A 20,213-nucleotide genomic window follows, 5' to 3' on the forward strand; every position below is an offset into this window, starting at 1 on the left:
TCTCCTCCATTTAGTAATTCAATACAATCTCTTGTTGCCCTTTTTTACAAACTCCCAGTCTTTTTCAACGTTCTTTCTGACTCTTTGTAGCAGATTAAACATGGCTTCTGCTTCACTTTCGGAAAATCCCTCTAATGCAACCGTATTGGAGTAATCATGTTCTCTTTGTATAAAAGGATAAACATGTTTCCCTTTCTCCGTTGGAAAGAGTTTTTTGATTTTTCTATTATGTTGATCTTCTTTCTTTTCAATAAAGCCATGAAGTTCAAGCTTTTTGATAGCACGGGCCGCAGTTGTTCGATCTACTTTTATCATCTCAGCTAACTTCTCTTGAATGATTCCTGGGTTTTCACATACTCGCACAAGGTACAGATACTGTCCTTTCGTCAGGTCATATTCTTTAAATTCTATATTGCTTATCGAATCTAATGCCCTTGCGATCATTCCAATTTCACGAAGAATTCCTTTCATCCATTGACTCCCTCGTTTTCATTTATGTTGTAAATGCAATAAAACGCATGTTTATTTTAATATAAAAATGTTGTATTTGCAATAAAAAAAACGACCACTTCAATGAAATGTCCTGATTCATCGAAATGGTCATTAGATTGAAGCTGCACTCGACGACCTAAACCCGAGCAAGCTTATCCGGGTTCCGCACGGCATACATTCTGGCCAGCTTTCCGTGCCGGAGTTGTATGCATATCGCCGCCAAAATTTCATTCCCCGAACGGATGACGAAGCCGGTCTCACCGTTAAGAGGTACGGGTTCGAGGTGAAGTTTCCCCTGTATGCTCTGGAACCCGTCGAGCAAGACTCGGGCCACGTAATCGCGCGTTTGAATTGGGCGCTTGTACGCCAGGGCTTTGCCGCCTCCATCGGCAACGAACATGACGTCTTCGGTAAGCAGAGACAACAAATGATCGATATTCCCTTGCTCGAGGGACACGAGGAAACGGTTTATCCATTCCTTTTCATCTGCGTCGTTCTTTACGGGCTCCTTCTCGGAAACCCCCATCTTGCTTCTTGCCCGGCTCATCATCTTGCGGCAATTCGCCTCTCGCTTCCCGATCAGATCGGCTATTTCGGCATATTCGAAGCCAAGCGCTTCACGCAAAACGAAAACCGCCCGCTCTGTCGGGGACAGCCGCTCGAGCAGTACGAGCATGGCGTAAGATAGCAGATCGAAGCGGACAACGGTTGTTTCGATGGTATCCGCCTCAGGCGTCCGAATCGGTTCAGGGAGCCAGGGACCAACGTAAATTTCGCGTCTCTTCCGTGCTGATTTTTGCTGATTAAGGCAGTGGTTGGTTACCATTCTGCACAAATATGCCTTCGGCTCCTCCAAACGTTCGGGATGTACGTCGTGCGCCTTAACAAACACGTCCTGCACCGCATCTTCCGCGTCTGCCACAGAACCTGTTAATTGATAGGCCAGTGTGAACAAGAGCGCTTTATATTGATCGTACAGTTCTTCCACTTCGGCTTCTCACCTTCTCTTATCTGCAAGCTAGGTCTCTTCTTTCTATAGAAGTTTACTGCCTGCTTTCCATGCAATATTCCTAAATTTCCACGCAAGTTTTCCAGTTATAATCAGGTTTACCCCCCGTTTGCGTCCCCACACCAATCCGCGGTTCTTCCCAAGTCCAATGCAGAAAAAATCTAAGGGAACCTTCTTGTGAACCGGAGCGGGGCGTCCCTCCAAATCGGCCATAACGATTTTCCCCAGTCGTTCTCCCTGCAGGCCGCCTTCTTTGCACGTCATTTGATCTGCGATGTCGTTTCTCGGATCGACGATTCTCGTACAGTCGCCGATGCTGTATACACCCGTTACCCCTTGCACGCGATAGGATCCATCCACCAGTACTTGACCGTCCGGAGTAAGCGGCAAGCCCATACTGCGAAGGTCCGGATTCGGAATCAGGCCAATCGTCCATATACACAGGCCAACCGGCAGACGATCACCATGGCTGACCGTCATCACGCCTGCTTCCTCTCTTAGCGCCTTACGATTATGAAGCACGGTCACTCCGCATTTGTTAAGCGTCAATTCCAGCTTATGTCCCACTTTCTCGGGTGCTTCTGGGAATAACCGCTCCTGCGCATTCATTAAATAGACAGAGACTTTCGGACGAATGAAGTCCAAGTAAAGCTGCTTCCTTCTGCATCTCTAGCGCCAGCTCAGCCGATGTCTCAATGCCACTGATACCCGCTCCCGCAACTGCGACGCTCATCAGTCGCTTACGTTCCCTAACATCTGTCTCGTGAACAGCTTGCCGTAGATTGGCGCGCCAGCGCTCCCGGATGACTGCTGCGGTTTGCTGATCGGTTAAAGAAATGCCTCCCCGATCAGGATCAGGGCGCCGCACGACGCTGCCGACCGCTACGACTAAAAGATCATAACGAACCCAGGCCTCATCTCCTTGTGCATCCTTATATTGAATCTGCTTCCCCCCGCTATCCACAGACGTAACCGTTCCTTGCACGAATTCGACTCCTTCTGAAAAACTATAATGCGTCCAAGGAATCATAATCTCTTCCTCACCTACGGCCGGACGGAACAACAGTATTTTGCGCACATGACCTGGCTGCTTGTCAAGCAGAACAAACCGAATCCGACGTCCATTCGTCATGTTCCGGGTTGTTTCTTTTATCGCTTTAAGCGCTGAAAGCCCTGCATGGCCGCCTCCAATAATGATGCATGTCAAGTCGTTCATCATTCCTCAGCTCCTTTGCATTTTACACATAAAACAATATAGGGCGCTGATTTGTGACATTTCCGACGGCGATTCTTTAAGAGCCGGGTTAGAGCGCCTCCCCAATCTGGAAAAGCCCCGTTCTATTTCAGAGTAAGTTTTAAAGCGGGACGCACGCCGTCACGGGAGAGACTTACATTCGCATAGCTGCGAATACTGCAGCTTGGACCGATAAAAAACGCACGCGAGGGCTTGTTTCCTTGCGTTCGCAGCCACCACCAGGAACAGCCGACTTCTTCGCCGTTTCTGATGATGTAGTTATCCTGATTTGCTTTATCGTATACATATAAGCTGCATCCATCGTTTTTTTTCGATTTGGCAAAATCCGTTCCAACGGCGCGCCGTAACTCCTTTCCGTGAATCTCAGATAACTCCTTGATCTCCGTAACGCTAAGCAAAAAAACTTTATCCTCCGTATCCGGGCTGACTTCTCCGTTGTCCGCACAATGCGTCGTCTTTATGAATTCCTTTTCTGTCGCATTAAATGCGGTGTTGTAGAATTCATTATTCAGCCACTTGCGCAAATCACAGTCATGCCACGTAATATCCACGCTATCACGCCATTTCATATCCACGCTTTCGCCGTGATACCGCCTGCAGTCTAAAATGTACTCGCTCAACAGGAACAGCTCTCTTCCTGAATTTTGCAGCACCCTCCACAGGATCGGGGATCTGTCTGCACCGTCAGAAGACTGCGGGTAAGTGCCGAAAGTAATGATGTCGCCGGGCTTTGCGCTTCGGAACGGCGCGGAAGCAAGATATTCCATTCCCAAAAAGATCTCCTCCTTTACGTATCTAGTTGGATTGTACAACATGGATGCAAGTGCTAAGTTAAAATCGGCACACCGTTGATCCTTCCCATATCAATTTATAATAGCTTAGCAATGTACTTGAATGTTTGTTTCTAAGGCTTGTGTGCGTTGAATTTGTTTGATGCCCATGAAATTTCACCTCAGTTACGGCTTGTCCTCCGACAATCATATTTGTTATGTTATAAATAGTCCTACGCTTGCTGTTGATTAGGAGAGCACAAAAATGCCGTTAAACTCACGGCATTTTTATATGTTATAGGTTGGGGGATTTAGGGATGAGAAGTAGACAGGAAGCCATCGATTACTGCTTGAGTTTGGACCATTCGTATGAGGATCAACCATTTCGTGATAAGAATTGGACCGTGATTCGACATAAAGATACAAATAAAGTTTTTGCGTGGATTTTTGAAAAAGAGGATCATATCTGGATCAATGTTAAGTGTGAATCCGGCATGCTGGAGTTCTTACGGCAGGCATACACTGCAGTAGTCCCGGCCTTTCATCTTAATAAAGACCATTGGAATTCGATTATTCTTGACGGCACCGTACCTGAAGAAGAAATCCGTGAAATGATCAGACAGAGCTATGTTTTAACTAAGGCGTCTTCTCGAGGTTAACATGGTTAACTGCATTCCTATCCAAATGATAAATGAGCTGCACGACCCCGGAGGAGAATGTTTTTGTATTCACCATCTTTAAATTCAACCTTTGCTTGATATCCATAAACAACGGTTTTCCTTCTCCCAAGATGACAGGGTGAACCGATAATCTGAATTCATCAACCAGCCCTAACTGAATAAAGGTTGTAATTAGGCTTGCTCCCCCATATAACCAGATGTCTTTACCCGGCTTATTCTTTAATGCATGTACTTCTTCAAGGATATGATCATTGATGTATGTCGCTTTATGATCGCTCCCTGTTTGCGTCCTGGAGAACACATATTTTTCTTTACTGTGATAGTTTGACCATAATTCTTGCTCAGCATCCGACGGATCCATATCCGGCGTGAACTGCCCCCATAAATCATAACTTTTTCTTCCATACATAATCGTATCGATTTGATTTAAAAAATCCGCAAACCCCATCTCAGCGTCCATAATGCACCAATCTACTTCCCCATTCTTCCCTTCAATAAAACCATCCAAAGTAACGGCTAAATCTAAAATGATTTTACGTTTCACGATTTGTAGCTCCTTTCGGGATATATCACTCATTGTAAATCATAATTATGTCATCTTATGTCTTATTTCATAAAAGTATTTTATCAGTTCATGCTGCCCGTTAGCTTAAAAAAGACAACCGATCACAATGATCGGCTGCCTTCTTCTGTCTGATTAAACTATGTTTCTCTGATAATACAATGAGAACTCGTAACTCGTACGTTACAATGCTAGACGGTAAAAGAAATCCACTTTAGAAACCGCCTCTGGAATGAATAATTTGTCCGGTAATCCACTCTGAATCTTCACTTGCTAGAAAAGCGATCAGACGGGCCGCATCTTCGGGAAGACCGATCCTCCCCATCGGAAATCTCGGAAGCAGGGCTGTCTTCACCTCTTCGGACATCCAGCCCGAATCGGTAGGACCGGGATCGATAGCGTTCACAGTGATATAAAGCGGAGCCAGCTCTACAGCCAATGATTCGGTAAAAACGGAGATGGCTCCTTTCGTTGCAGCATAGATGAGATTACCGGGCATTGGGCCTTTTCCTTGGCCAGAGGTAAGATTAATGATTCTTCCGCCGGGTAACCCGTCGGTATGTGCACGTTGCTCTGACTCAAGCATTCGAGCGAATTCGGCACATAGCATGAAAGTCCCCCTCATGTTGACAGCACAATGGGCATCGATAAGAGCCTCATTTAATTGACGAAAATCGGCATCGACGCTATACGTAGCGTTATTGACAAGGATTGTCGGAAGCCCGATCGTAGTTCGGACTTCTTGCAGCAGTTTGACAGCCGAACCGGAATCGGCTAAGTCCAAATTCATATGTGCGGCTTGAACGCCCAACTGGCGAAGCTCGTCGGCAAATAAATTTGGCCAACTCTTGTCTGCATCATTCGGATATATTGTTTTATCATAGTCATATAGATGAGTATAGAATAGATCAGCACCTTCGCGAGCCAATGTCCGGCATATCGCAGCTCCGATTCCCCCAGGACGGCTTACGCCAGTGACGACGGCAATTTTCCCTTGCAGTCTCTTCATGATAAGAAATACCTCCTACGGTTAAGAGAAGACAAGAGAATCGTTCATCATTGGAGATGAATTGCTTCCGCTGCCTTAACCAAAAAAAGCGGATACCTCACATATTCGCGCAGCGGGTGAAATAAACGGTCTCTCGCATCCCTTGAAATGGTTGAGGATGGCATGATTCACCAAACCTATGGCAATTAGCCAAGGTCGAATCACGCGATCACCTACAATCAAACCATTACAAGGAAGTCCACATTTGAATACGAGTCCCCTTTCCTTCATATCCAAAAACAGATTACATAATATAACCAGAACATGTCAAGGAAGATATTTTAAAGGGAACTCAACCTCATTTGCCGCTCAATTACATCGACATATTCGGATTATAAGCGCGCAAGGCTACATGCCTCAACTACCAAGTACACCCACCAGTTTCCCCACAATGTTATCTTTGGGTAATGGACCGAACAATCGGCTATCATTACTGCGGAACCAATCATCACCTACAAGATATACGCTGCTATCGGGGATCTCGATTTCCTTCATACTATATTGTTGAAAATAATCCACATTATTTTCAATGTTTTTTCGGATTTGCTCTTCTAAGTCAACGCGTTCTAAAGCTTTTTTCAAACTTTCGAGATCAGAACCCAGTCGATGTGCTCTTCCGTAAAAAGTATCAAGCAATTTTCCGTTAATAAAGATTTGTCCCTTATCAATCTTTACTTTCTCGCCAGGTAGCCCGATTACTCTAGAAATACTGTACTCACCAAGATTCTTTTTAGTTTCAGGATTTTTGAAGTATACGATATCACCTCGGCTAATCGCATGCTCATTATAATACTGCAAATCAATCACAACCTCTCCTTCTAAATCATGATTTCCCCGATCCATATTGTCATAGTTGTGATTATAGATGATGTGCCGGGAATTCAACTCATTATTGGTTACTGTATGAATCGCTGGCGTGGTTATGGAATCGGAGATAATTTCCCTTGAGTCACTTGGACTACATCCAGCAAACAACAGTACAAATACAAAAGCAACTTTGACCACTTTCATCATTTCGCCCCCCTCGACTCATTATACTTTATACCAAATCTTATGGTTGATGTGCCTAACGTATAGTACATTAATTGAACTAATCTGACAGTTAGTTTAACAACAGCCTGAAACCACAGCCGCAACCGAACGGCAACAAAAAGAGCGGGAGGCTCCTCCCGCTCTAACTACGTTAATCCATTAACATGATACTAACTCGTCTTTATTCTGATTCTTAAGAAGCTTCCCGGTTTTTGACCAAGTAGTTGTACATCAGCTCTGCTGCCATCCCTCGATCGGTAACGGACTTCGGTGACAACTTGCCTCCACCTGTGCCTTGAATCAATTCGGCATCCAACATGAAGTCCATCGCTTCCTTCGCATAACCGGATACGTCTTTAGCATCGGTATAGCGTTCGATGTTATCATCTCCGCCCGGCAACTCGCTACCGGCCGATTCCATGATCGCATGGAGCATGACGACCATATCCTGACGCGTGATCGAGTCCTCCGGTCTGAACCGGTTATCTCCCGTTCCATGGACCAGTCCCAGCTTCTTCGCTGCGGATAAATACGGCGTATAGTACCGGCTGCCCGCATCGGCAAAATTACCTTCACCATCCGTATTCTCTGGTATGATCCCGAAGGTATTCATGGCCATGACCAGAAAATCGGCCCGGCTGATCTCCTTCCGCGGGAGATACTCCTCCCCCTGTCCCCTTAACTATGTCTCGGGCAGAGAGGAAATGTACGGCGTCTGCATACCAGCTGCCCGGTTCTACATCCCGATAGGATACTTGCTTATATGCGACTGCATACGTGCCAAGCTTGTCCGTCTCGAAAGTCAAGGTGCGAAGCTCGGCATTGTAATATCCATTCCGCACAGCAGATGCGGATCTTCCCATGGCATCGACATCCCAAGCGAGCAGCTGATCCGCTCGTTCGTCGGCCTTGGCTTCATAACGGAGCGATACCGTTACAGGGGTGCCGCTTCCCGGCCATTCCACCGTCTTGCCATCGATTTGCAGCAGCAACTCGACGACCGGTCTGTTCCCAATCCCGGCAAGTCGGTCCGCGGAAAGCCCGCTTCGATTACCCGGCCGAATTACGAGGCTCGTCAACTGCCCTGCTTCCGGCAGACGGTTCAGCATATTGGATGGCAGCTTCACGGTTGCCTGCGGAGTTACGATCTCGATCCGTTCCCGCGCATGATTGCTGTTCAAGTAAGCTGACGGAACCTGGATGACGATTTCGCCGTTGAACGACCGGGCGCTTTCGTCCAATTGAATTGTCACGGTTTTGAATCCGCGCGAGTTTGCTGCGACGCTGTCGAAGGCACGGCTGAGCTCTGCTTCGCTGATCGCTGCCTGAGCCCTCTGACCATTGATGGCGACTTTCGCCGTAATCATTCCCGGACTGGAAGATCCAGTGGTTGGCGGCCTTCCATCTGGCTTGCTTTGGCCCGGTTGATTACTGCCGCCTCCGTTATTCCCGTTGTTCCCGTTGTTGCCATTGTTGCCATTGTTGCCGTTATTTCCGTTGTCGCCGCCGCCCCCATTGTTTCCGCCTCCGTCATTCCCGCCCCCCGGAGGAGAGGTTTTCTTCGAGGTCGTAAATCGATAGATCGGGCTAAGCTGCTTAGCGCCGAATTCATCGGTAATATCCATATACCAGTAATACGTCTCACCGGCTTCTCGTCCATTCCATACGGTAGAGGCGATTTCTCCGGACTTCACGTCTTTTTCTTCGCCAATCAGCGCGTCCTTGTACACGTTAACCGCAAAATAATCGGTTGCCACCCGTTTTTGAATGTCTCTGAACGCAAACGGCTCGGTAAAATCCTCGATGGCGTCGTCAAAGAAATTGTAATCGTCTAAGTAAGGCGAATACGTATCCACGTCCAGCGTACCGGAGGATGGATCGAATTTCAGCAGGCGCAGATACCCGTTACCTCCGTTCGGTCCTCCCTGATAGTCCGCCAGCATTTCGATGACCTGCCTTGACGATCCGTCCGGATGCGTCACCGTCTTCACGACCCGGTTAGCAGCATGATAATGTCCGCTTAGCACCAGCTGCACGTTTTTGTTCGGCGCGATGACCTGGTCATAAACGCTCTGCGCCATATTGGACAAGGTGCCGTTGCTCTCCAGATAAGCGTGCATACCGACGATCGCGATGCGGTCCGCATGCTTCTTCAGCGCCTCGTTGGCCCAAGCGATCGTCTCTGGTGTGTCCTCTAGTCCAAAGCCGATATACAGGAAAATAAAGTCATGACCTCCAAACGACACAAGGTCGTAATGATTGCGGTTGTTATCCATTTCGCCGCCATACCAAGGATTGTTCTTGTACCGGTCGGCCCCGACATACTTACCGTAGTAGGAGTAATCCACACCGTCAATGATGACGTCGTGATTGCCCGCGAGGACGCCATACGGTACGCCCGCTTCATCCAGCTTCTTCAAGTTGCGGTCGGCTACCACCCACTGCTTCTCGTCGTCGGCCACATTCACGATATCGCCGGTATGGATCACATAACTGAACAAGCCCTTTTTATATTCTTCCGCGATCCAATCACCCAGTTTATCGAAAATGTCCGGGTACGATTCCGCGTAATACTGCGTGTCCGTAAACCATAAAATGTTGAACGGCGCGTTCGCGCTCTTCACTTCATCCTGCGCCATGGCCTGGATTTTGCCGTTTCGCACGTAACGCTTAGGATCCACTTCCGCTGTCAGGGTGATGTCAGATTCGGCTTCGTCACCGGTGGCCGACTTCAGCGCGGTCCACTTGCCCGTCTCATAATCCCATGCATACAGCGTCACGATGCGTCCTGGAAGCGTACGTCCTTGCCAATGCAGCTCTACCGTATCCTGTTCCGACCATGCTTCGTCCAGCTGGAGTTCGAATCGATGATATGGGAAGCCGGAATCCGTATCCGTAACAAGAAACTCCCCGTCAGGGTAAGCAACTTTGTCGGCCTCCTCCTTGCCGATTCCCTTTTCGCCGTCCGGCGCCAGTACAAGCGGCGGCTCCCGGTCTGCAACGTTGATATGGCCGTCGATCCCGTCTTCACGGGCAAAATCGTATTTATCCCCTTCCAAGAAGCGGACGTCCATCGAGTCCCCGCTCGGATCGCTGAGTCGCGCTCTCAGGCTCGGATTCAACCCTGTGTTCTCCGCGAAATCGGCTGGAGAAACTTCGCCAGGAAGAAGAGGTTTCTCCTCTTCAATCATGAAGGTACGGGAAATGTCCGCCGAATTGCCGGCCCCGTCGAGTACGGTCACTTTTAGAATATGCTCGCCCGGTGCAAGCAGCGCGGAAGACGTTTCGTAAGGAAGTGAGATTGGCTCGCCATCAAGCTCCGCCGTAATGTCGGTTACACCGCTTAAACGGTCCGATGCGACCACATCCAGCGTGATTTGCCCTTTGAGCTGCATGGCGTCGGTCAACAACTGCCCTTCCCCATACGATATTCTTTCAATCTCGGGAGCGCTATTGTCCACAGTCACGTTGATGGACTGGAAGACTTGTCCGTTCATCGACATGCTCAGAGGATATACCCCGTCCTTTACCGAAGCGGTGTCGAGCTCTGCATATCTTGCCGTGAACTTGTCCTGCGGAATCGGAAAATGGAAATCGATGATCATCGGCTTGTTCGGATTGCTGCCGTAATCTGCATCGCCGAAACCGTAGTACGTATCCTCCCGGTAATCCACGGTCGACTGGCCGAGGTTGCCCAGGTAGTTCAGCAGCTTATCCGGTTTGACTACCGAACCGTCCGGGAGCACGAGATGGAGATTCATCACTTCGAAATCGTCATGGTTGTTCTTGCCGAATACCTTGTCATGATCTTTGAGTTGATACGGTGCATTCTCATTCCCGGTATGGACGGAAACAGTCGTTCCGGTCACGAAGAGGTCGGGAGCCATATCGAACATCGACCATGCGCCGTCGATATATTTGGGCAGAATGCGCCCGAAAAATTCAGTCTCTCCGCTTGCATTGAGTGCGCTTGCCGACGCTTGGTAGATTTGATCGATCCCTCGGGTCTGCATGCCCAGGTTTACCTTGCCCGGCAGCGCCTTGCGAAGCGGCAGCGGATTGCCGTCGAAGCGAACTTCGATATCGTCCTCGGCGCGGGAGCCGTAAGCGTAGAAGGATGCCTTCCCGCTCAGCATGCTACCTTTTGTTATGGATAACCCCGGATCCGGCAGCTCCGTCCCCGTGCTTCCTTCGTTAACCGTCAGAAGCCCGCCTCTGGAGTTATATGGGACCCGCGTACGGTTACCGTTCCCGTCGACTGCATCAATGATATAACGATAGGCCCCGATTTCATTCAGCGTGATCGAGCCTTGGTAGACATAACGTCCATTATCCTGGGACGCAAGCGTCAGTGCATGCTTATCCGTAAAAGCCGTTGGCTCCTCGGAGGCTGATCCAATCAACACCTCTGCGGAAGCAAGTGGCTCGTCGCTAGTAACGGTAACTGCATATGCCTGACCCTTGCCCAAATTATAGGCGGTCTGCTCATGCTCGAGCGTCGGGGCAATCATGTCGACGCCTGTTACAGGCGGCACCTGACCCGGATCAATGCTGCCAGGATTAGCGTACATCCGGTTATCCAATCTTCTCATGGTCGTCCCTGCATCCGGATAGGCATATCGAACGACCGCATTACGAACGTGTTGACCAGCCTGTCCGGGCTGTCCGGCGTGCTGGGATCATACCAGGCCTGTACAATGTACGAATGGGCTTGTCCCGGCGCGGACAAGGCAAGCCCGCGATGCAGGGAATTCGGAAGATTGAAATCCGAAGCTTTCGAATTATCGTAGAAAATAATGTCGTTATCGTTCAGCGTGCTGTTAAAGTGCAGGTTGAAGTCGGCCGTCGTTGTATATCCTTTGCCGTTGGTGACGGCTTCCTTCGCAAACCAGATGACGGCTGAGCTGTAAGGCTCGATTGCGGTATGATCCGGGATCATCCAACTTTTAGGTGCCGTCTGACTCGGGTACAGATACCAGAGCGTGTGATCCTTAAGGTCCAATACCTGATTCGAATTATTGTAGATTTCAACGTATTCGTACTGGTTGCCGCTTCCCATCCGGTAATCCCCTGCCGGATTTGGCAGAAGTTCAGTAATCAGGATGCGCGGAACGGTCCCGCCGGCAGCTCCTCCAGTTAAAGCCGTTTCATAATCGGCGGATCTCGCCTGCTGAATTCCATCCGCTGCTTCGATATAATACTGCAGCTTCTCCCCGATCAACTGATCGGCCGGAATGACCGCATCAAATTGATCACCGCCGCGACCGACCATATCGATCATGCTGTAGGGGCTGTTGACGGCCGTTTTGTAAAACAGCTTTACCTTTAGCGCATCTCCATCTGCGTCATAGACACTTGCGCTTACGGTCAGCGGCTGTGTTCGATCGGCCGAAGCGACCGGCGTGTGGCTGATATCAGGCACGCGATTGTCAGGCGGCGATAGCTGCCCCGGATCGATAATTCCGGCGGAAGGCGCAGCTTCCCGGGCGTAAGGAGTCATTCCTGAACCGCCGGCAGGCGGCTGAAGATGTACGCTCTTGCCGTCGCCGACATCCTCGGCGGTATAGTAAAAGCCGCTGATCACGGCGGCGTCATCACCTTTTCGGGTTATGTATAAGCCGCGGTCCGTGTTGTTGAGGCCGTCCTGCCCCCGAAGCTTGAATACCGGCACATGGCCGGGAACCGAGTGATACTGACGAAAATCGGATTCGGTCAGGGCGGCTGCCGCCCCGGTTATGGACGAGCTTGTCCGTTCCACCCAGAGCACAGCCGGGCTGTCCGCCGGGATGACCACCCCATCCGGATTGCCGTAGACCGTGTCCGTCACCGTCAACGTCTTCATGCCCGTATTATAGTCGTAACGAATGTTGAACTCGTCATTAATCGAGATCGGCGCCCCCGAATGATTATAAATCTCAACATATTCGAACAGATCGGCCCCACCCGCGCCGTCGATCGTTTGCTGATTCGACCGGTCATCGGGATAAACCTCCGAGATAAATACGGGCATCGCTCCCGAAGGCGCAGCATAGGCCGGGGTGCTTGCAAGCGCAAGCTCAAAAAAGCTGCTGCCAATCAATATGCCGGATAATAAACCGGCGATCCATTTTCGCTTCATGTGCTCCTCCTTTATGCTTTTATCCTCTAAAATGCTAAAGCATAAAGGTCAAGCGGATATCAAACGAAATCGCATGTTTCGTAAACGAAAGTAAGGGGAACGTTTAATCATACATGGAAACAAATTGCAGCATCATTATACCCATCCTTTTTCTGAATGAAGAGTTGATAACGTACCCATAATACGATGGTTCGGAGCTCGAACAAATATTTCAGATGAAGGAGTGAAATGAAATGCAGCGGATGATCCCTTTCAAAATCAATAATCAGAAAACCGTCATATCTTTATTGGCTGTTGGGGTGGGTGCTACACTGATTGGAGTGGCATATAGACGCAGGCTCAACGGAAATGCATGGAGTCGTATGCTCAGGTCTATTCGATAATTTTCCTGAAGAGTGAACTTAATAAAGCAGTCGGATGACAAACTCCGGCTGCTTTATTTATAAAAATAGTTTATTTGTCTTTATCGATGGGAATCGGTTAATGTTTCTACGTATAAGGAATGGGGCGATGAGTCAGATTAACCTTTGTGCTATATAAAAAGGGTGGTGACTTGTTAGAAATGCCGCTATCTCCGCGTCTGTTTCACTGGTTTGTCCGTCCACAATGGATTACCAAAAAGTATATCCATGACCATATTCAGAAGCACTTCCAATTGGAGAATAAATTCATCCTTGATTTTGGGTCGGGTACTGGAGCCAACTGCTCGATTTGTCATTCAGATCGGTACCTTGGTATTGAGCCCAATATCGATCGGGTTCGTCTGGCCAAAAGACTGTACCCCAACCATACTTTTGAAGTATTTGATGAACGCCAGATCCCTATAGAAAACAACTCCATTGACTATATCTTTGTCGTTGCTGTTCTACACCATATATCAGATGAGCAGATTCGTTCCTATTTGGGCGAGTTTGAACGCATTTTGAAACCAGGTGGCAAGGTTATCGTCATGGAGCCGTATTTTTGTATGAAAAGAAGATTTAACAATCGATTTATGAACTGGTACGATGATGGAAAATATATCCGCAGTGAAAATAGCTACCTAAATTTATTCCAAAACGGACAATACCGATGTGAGGTACTTAAGAAGTTTACAAAGTGCATGGTATATAACGAGATTTACTTCACGGCGGAACCAACAAGGCAACTAAATTAGAGTCCTCGCAGCCGCCAATCTGCATAAATCTGATCTCAATACACATTCTATGTTGTACATCTTAGAAAAAGGGTGGAATGCGAAATGGCAAATAACAAGAACTATAATCATAATCAGCATGATCGTACAGATAATAATGGTCAGCGGCAGAACAAGGTTCATGGTGGTGAGTATCGCAATGGACGTCTTAGCCAAATTAAAAACAATAACCCGGAAGGTGAAGATGTTCCGAATGAGTTTATAAGTCGGAAAGAGTAATAAATACCTATGAACATTTCTCCACTCTCGCAACTATTATCCAGTTTGGTTAAACCCCACTGATTTTTTGAACAGTGGGGTTTAACATGCTGTTAGCCGCTATTCGAGTGTCTTTCCAAGTGCATTAAGCATCTCATTCGTCCCATGCTCACGCACTTCAGGCGTATCATACCCGTCGAAGAATGCCCCCTGCTCCGTGAAGACCAGCTTTGTGCCATCCTCGGTCGGGATGAGCTCGACCGTTGTGAGCGAAACGGAGATACGTTTGTCATCCGAATCCAGGGTATAGCTGTAGACGATGCGCTCTTCCGGCACAATCTCTTGGTAGCATGCGTCAAACGTAAAGACGGGCCCCTCTGGCGGGCCACCGCTGCTATATTCGCGTCCTCCGACATGAAACTCGAAAATATCGGGTTGTGAAAACCACCTTGCTTTGGCAGCCGGATCGGCCCAAGCTTGATAGACCTTCGCAGGCGAAGCTGCATAAGTCCGCTCGACGACGAAGGTGGCATGTTTAACAAATCGTTCGTTCATAATTAATCCTCCCTAAATTTCGATTTTTTCTCTTCCTCGGCAATAAAATTACCCAATACATCCAGATGGTGCTCCCAGCTCGTTCTCCGCTCGATGACTAACTTCTCATGGCTTTTTTTAATCGCTTGCATGAGGTCAGTGAAATCTTCAACCGCTAATGGCGCCATCCCCTGCATCGACTTGGATAGATGATGAAGCTGTTCAAGAAGCTGCTGCTGCACCTTGATTTGTTCCTTGATTCGGGCTATTTGCAGCTTGACGATCTCTAGTGGGCTGATCTGCTCGTCCTTCAGGATGAGCTTTACATCCTCCAAGGATAAGCCTAATTCTTTAAGCGATATAATCTGCTGCAGGCGTGACAGGTCAGATTCATCGTACAGCCTATGACCGGACTCCGTCTTGCCCGATGGCGAGAACAAACCGATTTGATCGTAAAATCGCAAAGTCCGCACGGTGAGCCCCGTTTGTTTGGCAAGCTCCCCTACCTTCCAATTTCGTTTCATAAGAGCTCCTTTAGTTAGCGCTAACTATGTACCGGTAGTTTAAGTATAAAAGATGACGTTACGTCAGGTGCAACCGAAATTTTTTTGTTTTAAATTTTGTTTGGATTGTTCTCTTATCTAAAGCAGTGATCCATAAGATAGGGAAGCCACCCCAATAACGATTAATTGCAAACAAAAAACTCCGCGTTTAACGCGGAGTTTAATCTATGTATGTTCTCTTCCTCCCACAAAGATAACATATACTAATCATTTAATCCCTTCCCATCCAGGATATGCGCGATATATTTTTCAACTCTGGACTCTCGAGTTTTGGATTGCTTGGGTGTAGAAAAATGTAAAATATAGGCTCTTTGTCGTCCCGGTGTCAATGCTTCAAAAGCCGCTTTTAAATCGGGCATGTCCACGAATTTACTTTCTAATTCTTCCGGTATGGTGTATTCCGTATTTTTTTTATAGTTCACTTGCAAACCGGCCTTCTCAACTTCGATGGCTTCATCAATATATGTTTTCAAGATAAGTTGCATTTCATCGATCTCTTGAACATCGGTGAACCGAATCTGACGCGCTGCCTGAACATTCGCGGTTTGTTGGATTAGAATCCCATGGGGATCTTTTAACAACGCCCCTTTGTGAAACAGAAGCGCACAGTAATCCTTAAAGCCATGAATCAAAACGATGTTTTTATCGTCAAGCGTGTAGCATGGATGCATCCACTTAAAATCCTCGGTCAACCCGCAGTCAAGAGCGATTTCTCTCAGCAGCTTAAATTCTTCTTTCCACTTCTTAAGTTTGTTAAAATAGGGATCAATCTTTGAATTCCTTTCACCGTTTACCATAAGCTACCCCCTTCTGTTTTTTTGTTTTAACTTGCTCGATTGCGTTACGATAAATCTAAAAGCCTGTGGTTTTCACATGCTTCGTACGGTCCTGTTTTGTTCAACCGATACTTCTATAATCTAAATGGGATGCGCCAATCCCAATCCGTTTACGAGCACCGGGGCGGCCAGCTCCGTGCGAAATTAAAGCTTCTCGATCTATGTCTTGAATTGTAAATCCATGATAATGTTAAACTCATTCTCAGTTAAGGATGACCTTATCCAAAGCATTGTGTTGATATAGGACACCATTTAGTGACGATTCAATTGTAGGCCAATTTTTGGTGTCGTGTCAATAACGTATATAAACTAGACTTAAAAATAAAAAAGCCCGCTATTTACACGGTAAACTGGACCCTTGTCATTGTTTTTTTATAACAGGTTAGAAGAGTTCTCGCCGACCTCAGCCTTACTTTTAGAGTACTGCCAGCGAATTTCTGCAATGACCGGATAATGATCCGAAGCACCATAAGGAAGAACCTTGGCTGTGGCCAGTTCTGTCGGCATGTTTACAAAGATGTGATCGATCTCCATACCATTTTCCATGGTAGGCAGGTTGTTCTGAAGAGTGACTTTTGTCCACCGGGAGCTCAACCGTTTCATGAAAGGATCGTCCATACTCATATTAAAGTCCCCTGCCAGGATCGTCGGCTGTTCCAGTTTCTCTAAAGCACTCCAAAGAATTGGGTTCTGTTTTATCCGTTCTTTCATATGTACCCCCAAATGGGTATTTACTATTGTAACCACATTTTCATTGATTTGCAGTTTTACCACTAAGATGCTCCTTCTCTCTTTAGACCCGCCAATATACTGAATTTCTTTTGAAATTATCGGATAGTGGCTTAAAATGGCGTTTCCATATTGAACAAAAATGAGATTTACGCTAGGAGAGAAACAAGCGTGCATCCCGAGCAGTTTAGCCAGCCTTTTCAGCTGATCTCGAAAGCCGCTTCGGGGCATAAAACGGTCCACACCTTGCAATGCAACAATATCCGGTTGAGCTTTTGTGATCACTTCCGCTATGCGGCTCAAGCTTGCTTTCCCATCTAATCCTTTTCCGTGACGTATACTGTAGGACATCACTTTCAGATTGATATTGTCATCCATAGAATTCACCTTTTCCGTTTGATGTATCATTCGTATAGTTTACAATAGAGATAAAAGATATTATGCCAGAGGAAACGATGAAAACTAAAACTCTTTGTTATTTTTTCACAAAAGGACATCATTCATGACTCTCAATTAATGGAAATAATGCTAAAAATGTTGTTTCAGAAAACACATTCCTTACATCAAGCAGTCGATCCGAGACAAACAACGAAAAGCGGGTATAGAAGTATATTAAAACTCCCATTCTCTAACTTGCATCCTTATAACAAAAAAGCCGCGATTTCAGCGACTTCGTATTCGTATATGTTGTTGTCCTGCCTTTTTTTGATTGTAACTACCTCGTTCATTGAATCATTCCGGTGATCAACTGTAAATCCATGCCCGTCCCGCTAATCAACAATCGTTCCTTCTTGTTCCCGAGCAATTGCTGGGTCCAATCCACGAAACCACCATCTACTATATTCACTCCATTCACATTCACTTCGAAGTTCAGGCCTTTATAATACTGGTTGCTGCTCTCTACCCTGTCATCGATAAATAAGCAGGAGGGAAACTCTACATTCAAATGATCGACCATTCTGTCCAGGAAACCTTCTGAATCGGTATAGCCCTTGCGCATATGAAGAAATACCTTTGTCTCCTGACCAAGCTTCCCACCATAATAATGGAGATAGAATGCGATGTGCCGGGTCAGTGTATCTTTTTCGAAGCGGTATGAACCTGTATCTTTTCCTGAACTAACCAAGGTAAATAAACCGAAATGAGGCAGGACGTTGGCCTGTTTATACCATTGCCCTCGAGTGACTCTGCTGGCTGCGCAAACATGCACATCGTTGATGCTGTTGTTTATTGATTTGTTCTTTATGCCATTCGCCAGATAAATCGCAAGCATATTGGTGCTGTCCGACATCAATTCAACGCCTCTTGTTGCTGATATCACCTTGTTTTGATCAACCTTTGCAATCACTGAACAGCTTCCCAACGGACTAGCTGGAGAAAGCTCCAATGAGGTAAATCCGCTATTTTCGGCCAATTCGAGCATATCAAGCTCTATTTTCTTCAGTTTAATTGGACTGAGCTCGGAAGGCTTCACAAAACGATTCGTGGCATATTTGTTTAACAAGTCGACGGGAGAACTTTGAGCCGTCATTTCTTGTGAAAGCGCGAGAAGAAGCGTAGTCATCTCCGATTGCGACAATTTTGTTGTCAGTTCCGTAATCAAACGTTCATTACCTAATTTAGCAAGGATTGTATGTACGATTTGGGAATGTTCCATGTTCCATCTTCAACCTCCTCAAGTCACTCTTATCCCATCGTCCAGCCGCGAGATACCAACCGCTATCTCCTTATACGTTTCCCAAGAGACGTCGGCAATCCGTCGAGGCTGCTCAAGTTCTTTACCTGCCAATAACTGTGCAAGCCTTCTTCTCCTTTTTGCTCCGCCCACCGCTGGAGCGTCTCTCGCTCTTTCTCGAACGACATGAATGGAACCGCATAGCCGCAGGACGTCTGGACTTTGTGTATATCGACCATAATGATCTGCCGGACTCCAGGCAGCGGCTCGAACATTCCGTATAGCTGCTCCCACTCGTTGTCCTCTGGGAGAATCACCGTTCCAGTTCCATATAGGCGCAGGATGTTCGGCGGCCCCTGGAATGCGCAGAACATCATCGTGATACGACCATTCTCTTCGAGATGGGAGCTGGTCTCATTCCCGCTTCCGGTCAAATCCAAATACGCAACCTTACGATCGGACAATATCCGAAACGTGTCATATCCCTTCGGTGACAGATTAACATGCCCATCCTTCGACATGGGCGCCGTTCCGACAAAGAACAGCTGCTGCTTTCGGATGAAGGCCATATGCTCGGGGAGCATGGCCGGAAACTGTTTTCCCAATCGAATCCCCTCCGATAAACTCGTATTTGGTTTGATTCACGCATGAACACCGGCCCCTAGTCGCGCTCTAAGGCATTGGGGACGGATCGCTGCTTCAGGCTTGATCTCGTGCTTGGCTATACGTTCATTGTATTCGAAGACGGCCCATAAATATAATATATTCTTAACACGCATAGATACACTTCGGTTATGAATGAGACAACGAGCTCTTCGCGGGAGGCAAGCAACAATTACTCGGTAGTACTGCCTGAAGGCGGGATGATGGTATTTGGTGGTAATGCGGGGTTATTAGAATTAATCTCAAGGATAAGTAGACTTGCAGCTCATAAAGCATACTGACAAGGCCGAAAGCGTTTATTGAGCGTGTACGTCTGGAACATGTATTGGAAGCCTGATCCGAATGGAGTCTGGCTTCCAATATACACTGCAGCTTTTATATCTATTATGGGTTCTCGTAGTTTTTTAACGGCATACCTACATATTCGCGGAAGGAGCGGATCCGCCCTGCTTCGAATTCGAAGACGATTGCAAGCTCATTACGAAAAGGCCGCCCATTCAACAAGCCTTCCGAGCGAAATATCACCATCCCGTTGTCCTCATTCTCAAGAACGATGAGCGGAGTGAGCTGCATCTGAAATACGGAGCGCTCGAACCTGACCAATTCCTCAAACCGCTCTTTGCCTTGCTGTTCATGATTCCACCCATCTAGCGGGAGCGGAACAGAGAAATGAAAATCTTCCGTAACCTTATTAAGAAAATCAGCCGTATCCCCCGTTTCCAACGCATGCCTAAAGGCATCAAACCCTTCACAAGTTCGGGATTGGACTGAGTCTAGAGATTTCTCCATCACAGAATCCTCCTCATTATGGTTTATTGGTCGCTCCAAATATTGAGATTTCATTGCATCGTTTT

General features: G+C 47.3%; 21 protein-coding genes. 3 read left to right on the forward strand and 18 right to left on the reverse strand.

From position 1 onward, the window contains the following. Nucleotides 1-18: 18 nt before the first annotated feature. The 5 genes from AC0VZ8_RS17690 to AC0VZ8_RS17710 form a co-directional block, all read right to left on the reverse strand. On the reverse strand, nucleotides 19-471 hold the full coding sequence (locus AC0VZ8_RS17690) for a MarR family winged helix-turn-helix transcriptional regulator (RefSeq protein WP_071218932.1): 453 nt from the start codon (nucleotides 469-471) through the stop codon (nucleotides 19-21). Between the two features lie 157 nt (nucleotides 472-628). After that, nucleotides 629-1,480 carry an RNA polymerase sigma factor SigJ gene (gene sigJ, locus AC0VZ8_RS17695; protein WP_475483862.1) on the reverse strand — a complete coding sequence of 284 codons (852 nt, stop codon included), beginning with the start codon at nucleotides 1,478-1,480 and terminating at the stop codon, nucleotides 629-631. A 45-nt stretch (nucleotides 1,481-1,525) separates the two neighbouring features. Then, on the reverse strand, nucleotides 1,526-2,068 hold the full coding sequence (locus tag AC0VZ8_RS17700) for an FAD-dependent oxidoreductase (RefSeq protein WP_475483863.1): 543 nt from the start codon (nucleotides 2,066-2,068) through the stop codon (nucleotides 1,526-1,528). Further along, nucleotides 2,058-2,720 (reverse strand): FAD-dependent oxidoreductase, encoded by a 663-nt coding sequence (locus AC0VZ8_RS17705; protein ID WP_475483864.1) that lies wholly within the window; start codon nucleotides 2,718-2,720, stop codon nucleotides 2,058-2,060. The genes AC0VZ8_RS17700 and AC0VZ8_RS17705 overlap by 11 nt, the downstream gene beginning before the upstream one ends. Nucleotides 2,721-2,839: 119 nt before the next feature. Continuing rightward, nucleotides 2,840-3,523 carry a DUF6273 domain-containing protein gene (locus tag AC0VZ8_RS17710; RefSeq protein ID WP_475487708.1) on the reverse strand — a complete coding sequence of 228 codons (684 nt, stop codon included), beginning with the start codon at nucleotides 3,521-3,523 and terminating at the stop codon, nucleotides 2,840-2,842. A gap of 320 nt (nucleotides 3,524-3,843) precedes the next feature. Here AC0VZ8_RS17710 and AC0VZ8_RS17715 point away from each other — a divergent pair, with 320 nt between their 5' ends. Next, a complete protein-coding gene (locus AC0VZ8_RS17715) occupies nucleotides 3,844-4,185 on the forward strand; it encodes an MmcQ/YjbR family DNA-binding protein (RefSeq protein WP_475483865.1) in 342 nt (113 codons plus the stop codon). Here AC0VZ8_RS17715 and AC0VZ8_RS17720 read toward each other — a convergent pair. The 6 genes from AC0VZ8_RS17720 to AC0VZ8_RS17745 form a co-directional block, all read right to left on the reverse strand. Further along, the gene (locus tag AC0VZ8_RS17720) at nucleotides 4,163-4,750 is read right to left on the reverse strand and encodes a dihydrofolate reductase family protein (protein WP_475483866.1); all 588 of its coding nucleotides are present in this window, start codon (nucleotides 4,748-4,750) and stop codon (nucleotides 4,163-4,165) included. The two genes, AC0VZ8_RS17715 and AC0VZ8_RS17720, sit on opposite strands and share 23 nt — an antisense overlap. 232 nt (nucleotides 4,751-4,982) lie before the next feature. Next, nucleotides 4,983-5,777: an SDR family oxidoreductase gene (locus tag AC0VZ8_RS17725; protein WP_475483867.1), complete on the reverse strand. Its 795-nt coding sequence runs from the start codon at nucleotides 5,775-5,777 to the stop codon at nucleotides 4,983-4,985. Between the two features lie 396 nt (nucleotides 5,778-6,173). Then, nucleotides 6,174-6,830 (reverse strand): signal peptidase I, encoded by a 657-nt coding sequence (lepB, locus tag AC0VZ8_RS17730; RefSeq protein ID WP_475483868.1) that lies wholly within the window; start codon nucleotides 6,828-6,830, stop codon nucleotides 6,174-6,176. 211 nt (nucleotides 6,831-7,041) lie between these two features. Next, nucleotides 7,042-7,467: an S-layer homology domain-containing protein gene (locus AC0VZ8_RS17735; RefSeq protein ID WP_475483869.1), complete on the reverse strand. Its 426-nt coding sequence runs from the start codon at nucleotides 7,465-7,467 to the stop codon at nucleotides 7,042-7,044. Continuing rightward, on the reverse strand, nucleotides 7,421-11,440 hold the full coding sequence (locus tag AC0VZ8_RS17740; RefSeq protein WP_475483870.1) for a metallophosphoesterase: 4,020 nt from the start codon (nucleotides 11,438-11,440) through the stop codon (nucleotides 7,421-7,423). The genes AC0VZ8_RS17735 and AC0VZ8_RS17740 overlap by 47 nt, the downstream gene beginning before the upstream one ends. Next, on the reverse strand, nucleotides 11,437-12,966 hold the full coding sequence (locus AC0VZ8_RS17745; RefSeq protein WP_475483871.1) for a lamin tail domain-containing protein: 1,530 nt from the start codon (nucleotides 12,964-12,966) through the stop codon (nucleotides 11,437-11,439). The genes AC0VZ8_RS17740 and AC0VZ8_RS17745 overlap by 4 nt, the downstream gene beginning before the upstream one ends. A 562-nt stretch (nucleotides 12,967-13,528) precedes the next feature. Here AC0VZ8_RS17745 and AC0VZ8_RS17750 point away from each other — a divergent pair. After that, on the forward strand, nucleotides 13,529-14,122 hold the full coding sequence (locus AC0VZ8_RS17750) for a class I SAM-dependent methyltransferase (RefSeq protein WP_475487709.1): 594 nt from the start codon (nucleotides 13,529-13,531) through the stop codon (nucleotides 14,120-14,122). An 84-nt stretch (nucleotides 14,123-14,206) separates the two neighbouring features. After that, nucleotides 14,207-14,380: a hypothetical protein gene (locus tag AC0VZ8_RS17755; RefSeq protein ID WP_202618955.1), complete on the forward strand. Its 174-nt coding sequence runs from the start codon at nucleotides 14,207-14,209 to the stop codon at nucleotides 14,378-14,380. A gap of 99 nt (nucleotides 14,381-14,479) precedes the next feature. On the opposite strand, the gene AC0VZ8_RS17760 is transcribed toward AC0VZ8_RS17755, so the two are convergent. From AC0VZ8_RS17760 to AC0VZ8_RS17790, 7 genes are all read right to left on the reverse strand, one after another. Next, nucleotides 14,480-14,914, reverse strand: a complete 435-nt coding sequence (locus AC0VZ8_RS17760; protein ID WP_475483872.1) for an SRPBCC family protein — start codon at nucleotides 14,912-14,914, stop codon at nucleotides 14,480-14,482. Between the two features lie 2 nt (nucleotides 14,915-14,916). After that, nucleotides 14,917-15,417: a MerR family transcriptional regulator gene (locus AC0VZ8_RS17765; RefSeq protein ID WP_475483873.1), complete on the reverse strand. Its 501-nt coding sequence runs from the start codon at nucleotides 15,415-15,417 to the stop codon at nucleotides 14,917-14,919. A 242-nt stretch (nucleotides 15,418-15,659) separates the two neighbouring features. Continuing rightward, nucleotides 15,660-16,253, reverse strand: a complete 594-nt coding sequence (locus AC0VZ8_RS17770) for a YdeI/OmpD-associated family protein (RefSeq protein WP_475483874.1) — start codon at nucleotides 16,251-16,253, stop codon at nucleotides 15,660-15,662. A 411-nt stretch (nucleotides 16,254-16,664) separates the two neighbouring features. Beyond that, nucleotides 16,665-17,399 (reverse strand): endonuclease/exonuclease/phosphatase family protein, encoded by a 735-nt coding sequence (locus AC0VZ8_RS17775; protein WP_260067840.1) that lies wholly within the window; start codon nucleotides 17,397-17,399, stop codon nucleotides 16,665-16,667. A gap of 346 nt (nucleotides 17,400-17,745) precedes the next feature. Beyond that, entirely contained in the window at nucleotides 17,746-18,678 is a 933-nt protein-coding gene (locus AC0VZ8_RS17780) for a hypothetical protein (protein WP_475483875.1), read from the reverse strand. 62 nt (nucleotides 18,679-18,740) lie between these two features. Next, nucleotides 18,741-19,301: a pyridoxamine 5'-phosphate oxidase family protein gene (locus AC0VZ8_RS17785; RefSeq protein WP_475483876.1), complete on the reverse strand. Its 561-nt coding sequence runs from the start codon at nucleotides 19,299-19,301 to the stop codon at nucleotides 18,741-18,743. Nucleotides 19,302-19,743: 442 nt separating this feature from the next. Then, a complete protein-coding gene (locus AC0VZ8_RS17790; protein ID WP_475483877.1) occupies nucleotides 19,744-20,148 on the reverse strand; it encodes a nuclear transport factor 2 family protein in 405 nt (134 codons plus the stop codon). Nucleotides 20,149-20,213: the final 65 nt, after the last annotated feature.

The organism is Paenibacillus sp. QJM3NY_38, assembly GCF_056173265.1.

Coding starts and splice junctions, on each gene's coding strand:
- AC0VZ8_RS17690 (WP_071218932.1), bottom strand. CDS start 471: ATGAAAGGAATTCTTCGTGAAATTGGAATGATCGCAAGGGCATTAGAT.
- AC0VZ8_RS17705 (WP_475483864.1), bottom strand. CDS start 2,720: ATGATGAACGACTTGACATGCATCATTATTGGAGGCGGCCATGCAGGG.
- AC0VZ8_RS17710 (WP_475487708.1), bottom strand. CDS start 3,523: ATGGAATATCTTGCTTCCGCGCCGTTCCGAAGCGCAAAGCCCGGCGAC.
- AC0VZ8_RS17715 (WP_475483865.1), top strand. CDS start 3,844: ATGAGAAGTAGACAGGAAGCCATCGATTACTGCTTGAGTTTGGACCAT.
- AC0VZ8_RS17725 (WP_475483867.1), bottom strand. CDS start 5,777: ATGAAGAGACTGCAAGGGAAAATTGCCGTCGTCACTGGCGTAAGCCGT.
- lepB (WP_475483868.1), bottom strand. CDS start 6,830: ATGATGAAAGTGGTCAAAGTTGCTTTTGTATTTGTACTGTTGTTTGCT.
- AC0VZ8_RS17735 (WP_475483869.1), bottom strand. CDS start 7,467: ATGGCCATGAATACCTTCGGGATCATACCAGAGAATACGGATGGTGAA.
- AC0VZ8_RS17740 (WP_475483870.1), bottom strand. CDS start 11,440: ATGAGAAGATTGGATAACCGGATGTACGCTAATCCTGGCAGCATTGAT.
- AC0VZ8_RS17745 (WP_475483871.1), bottom strand. CDS start 12,966: ATGAAGCGAAAATGGATCGCCGGTTTATTATCCGGCATATTGATTGGC.
- AC0VZ8_RS17750 (WP_475487709.1), top strand. CDS start 13,529: ATGCCGCTATCTCCGCGTCTGTTTCACTGGTTTGTCCGTCCACAATGG.
- AC0VZ8_RS17755 (WP_202618955.1), top strand. CDS start 14,207: ATGGCAAATAACAAGAACTATAATCATAATCAGCATGATCGTACAGAT.
- AC0VZ8_RS17760 (WP_475483872.1), bottom strand. CDS start 14,914: ATGAACGAACGATTTGTTAAACATGCCACCTTCGTCGTCGAGCGGACT.
- AC0VZ8_RS17765 (WP_475483873.1), bottom strand. CDS start 15,417: ATGAAACGAAATTGGAAGGTAGGGGAGCTTGCCAAACAAACGGGGCTC.
- AC0VZ8_RS17770 (WP_475483874.1), bottom strand. CDS start 16,253: ATGGTAAACGGTGAAAGGAATTCAAAGATTGATCCCTATTTTAACAAA.
- AC0VZ8_RS17775 (WP_260067840.1), bottom strand. CDS start 17,399: ATGGATGACAATATCAATCTGAAAGTGATGTCCTACAGTATACGTCAC.
- AC0VZ8_RS17780 (WP_475483875.1), bottom strand. CDS start 18,678: ATGGAACATTCCCAAATCGTACATACAATCCTTGCTAAATTAGGTAAT.
- AC0VZ8_RS17790 (WP_475483877.1), bottom strand. CDS start 20,148: ATGGAGAAATCTCTAGACTCAGTCCAATCCCGAACTTGTGAAGGGTTT.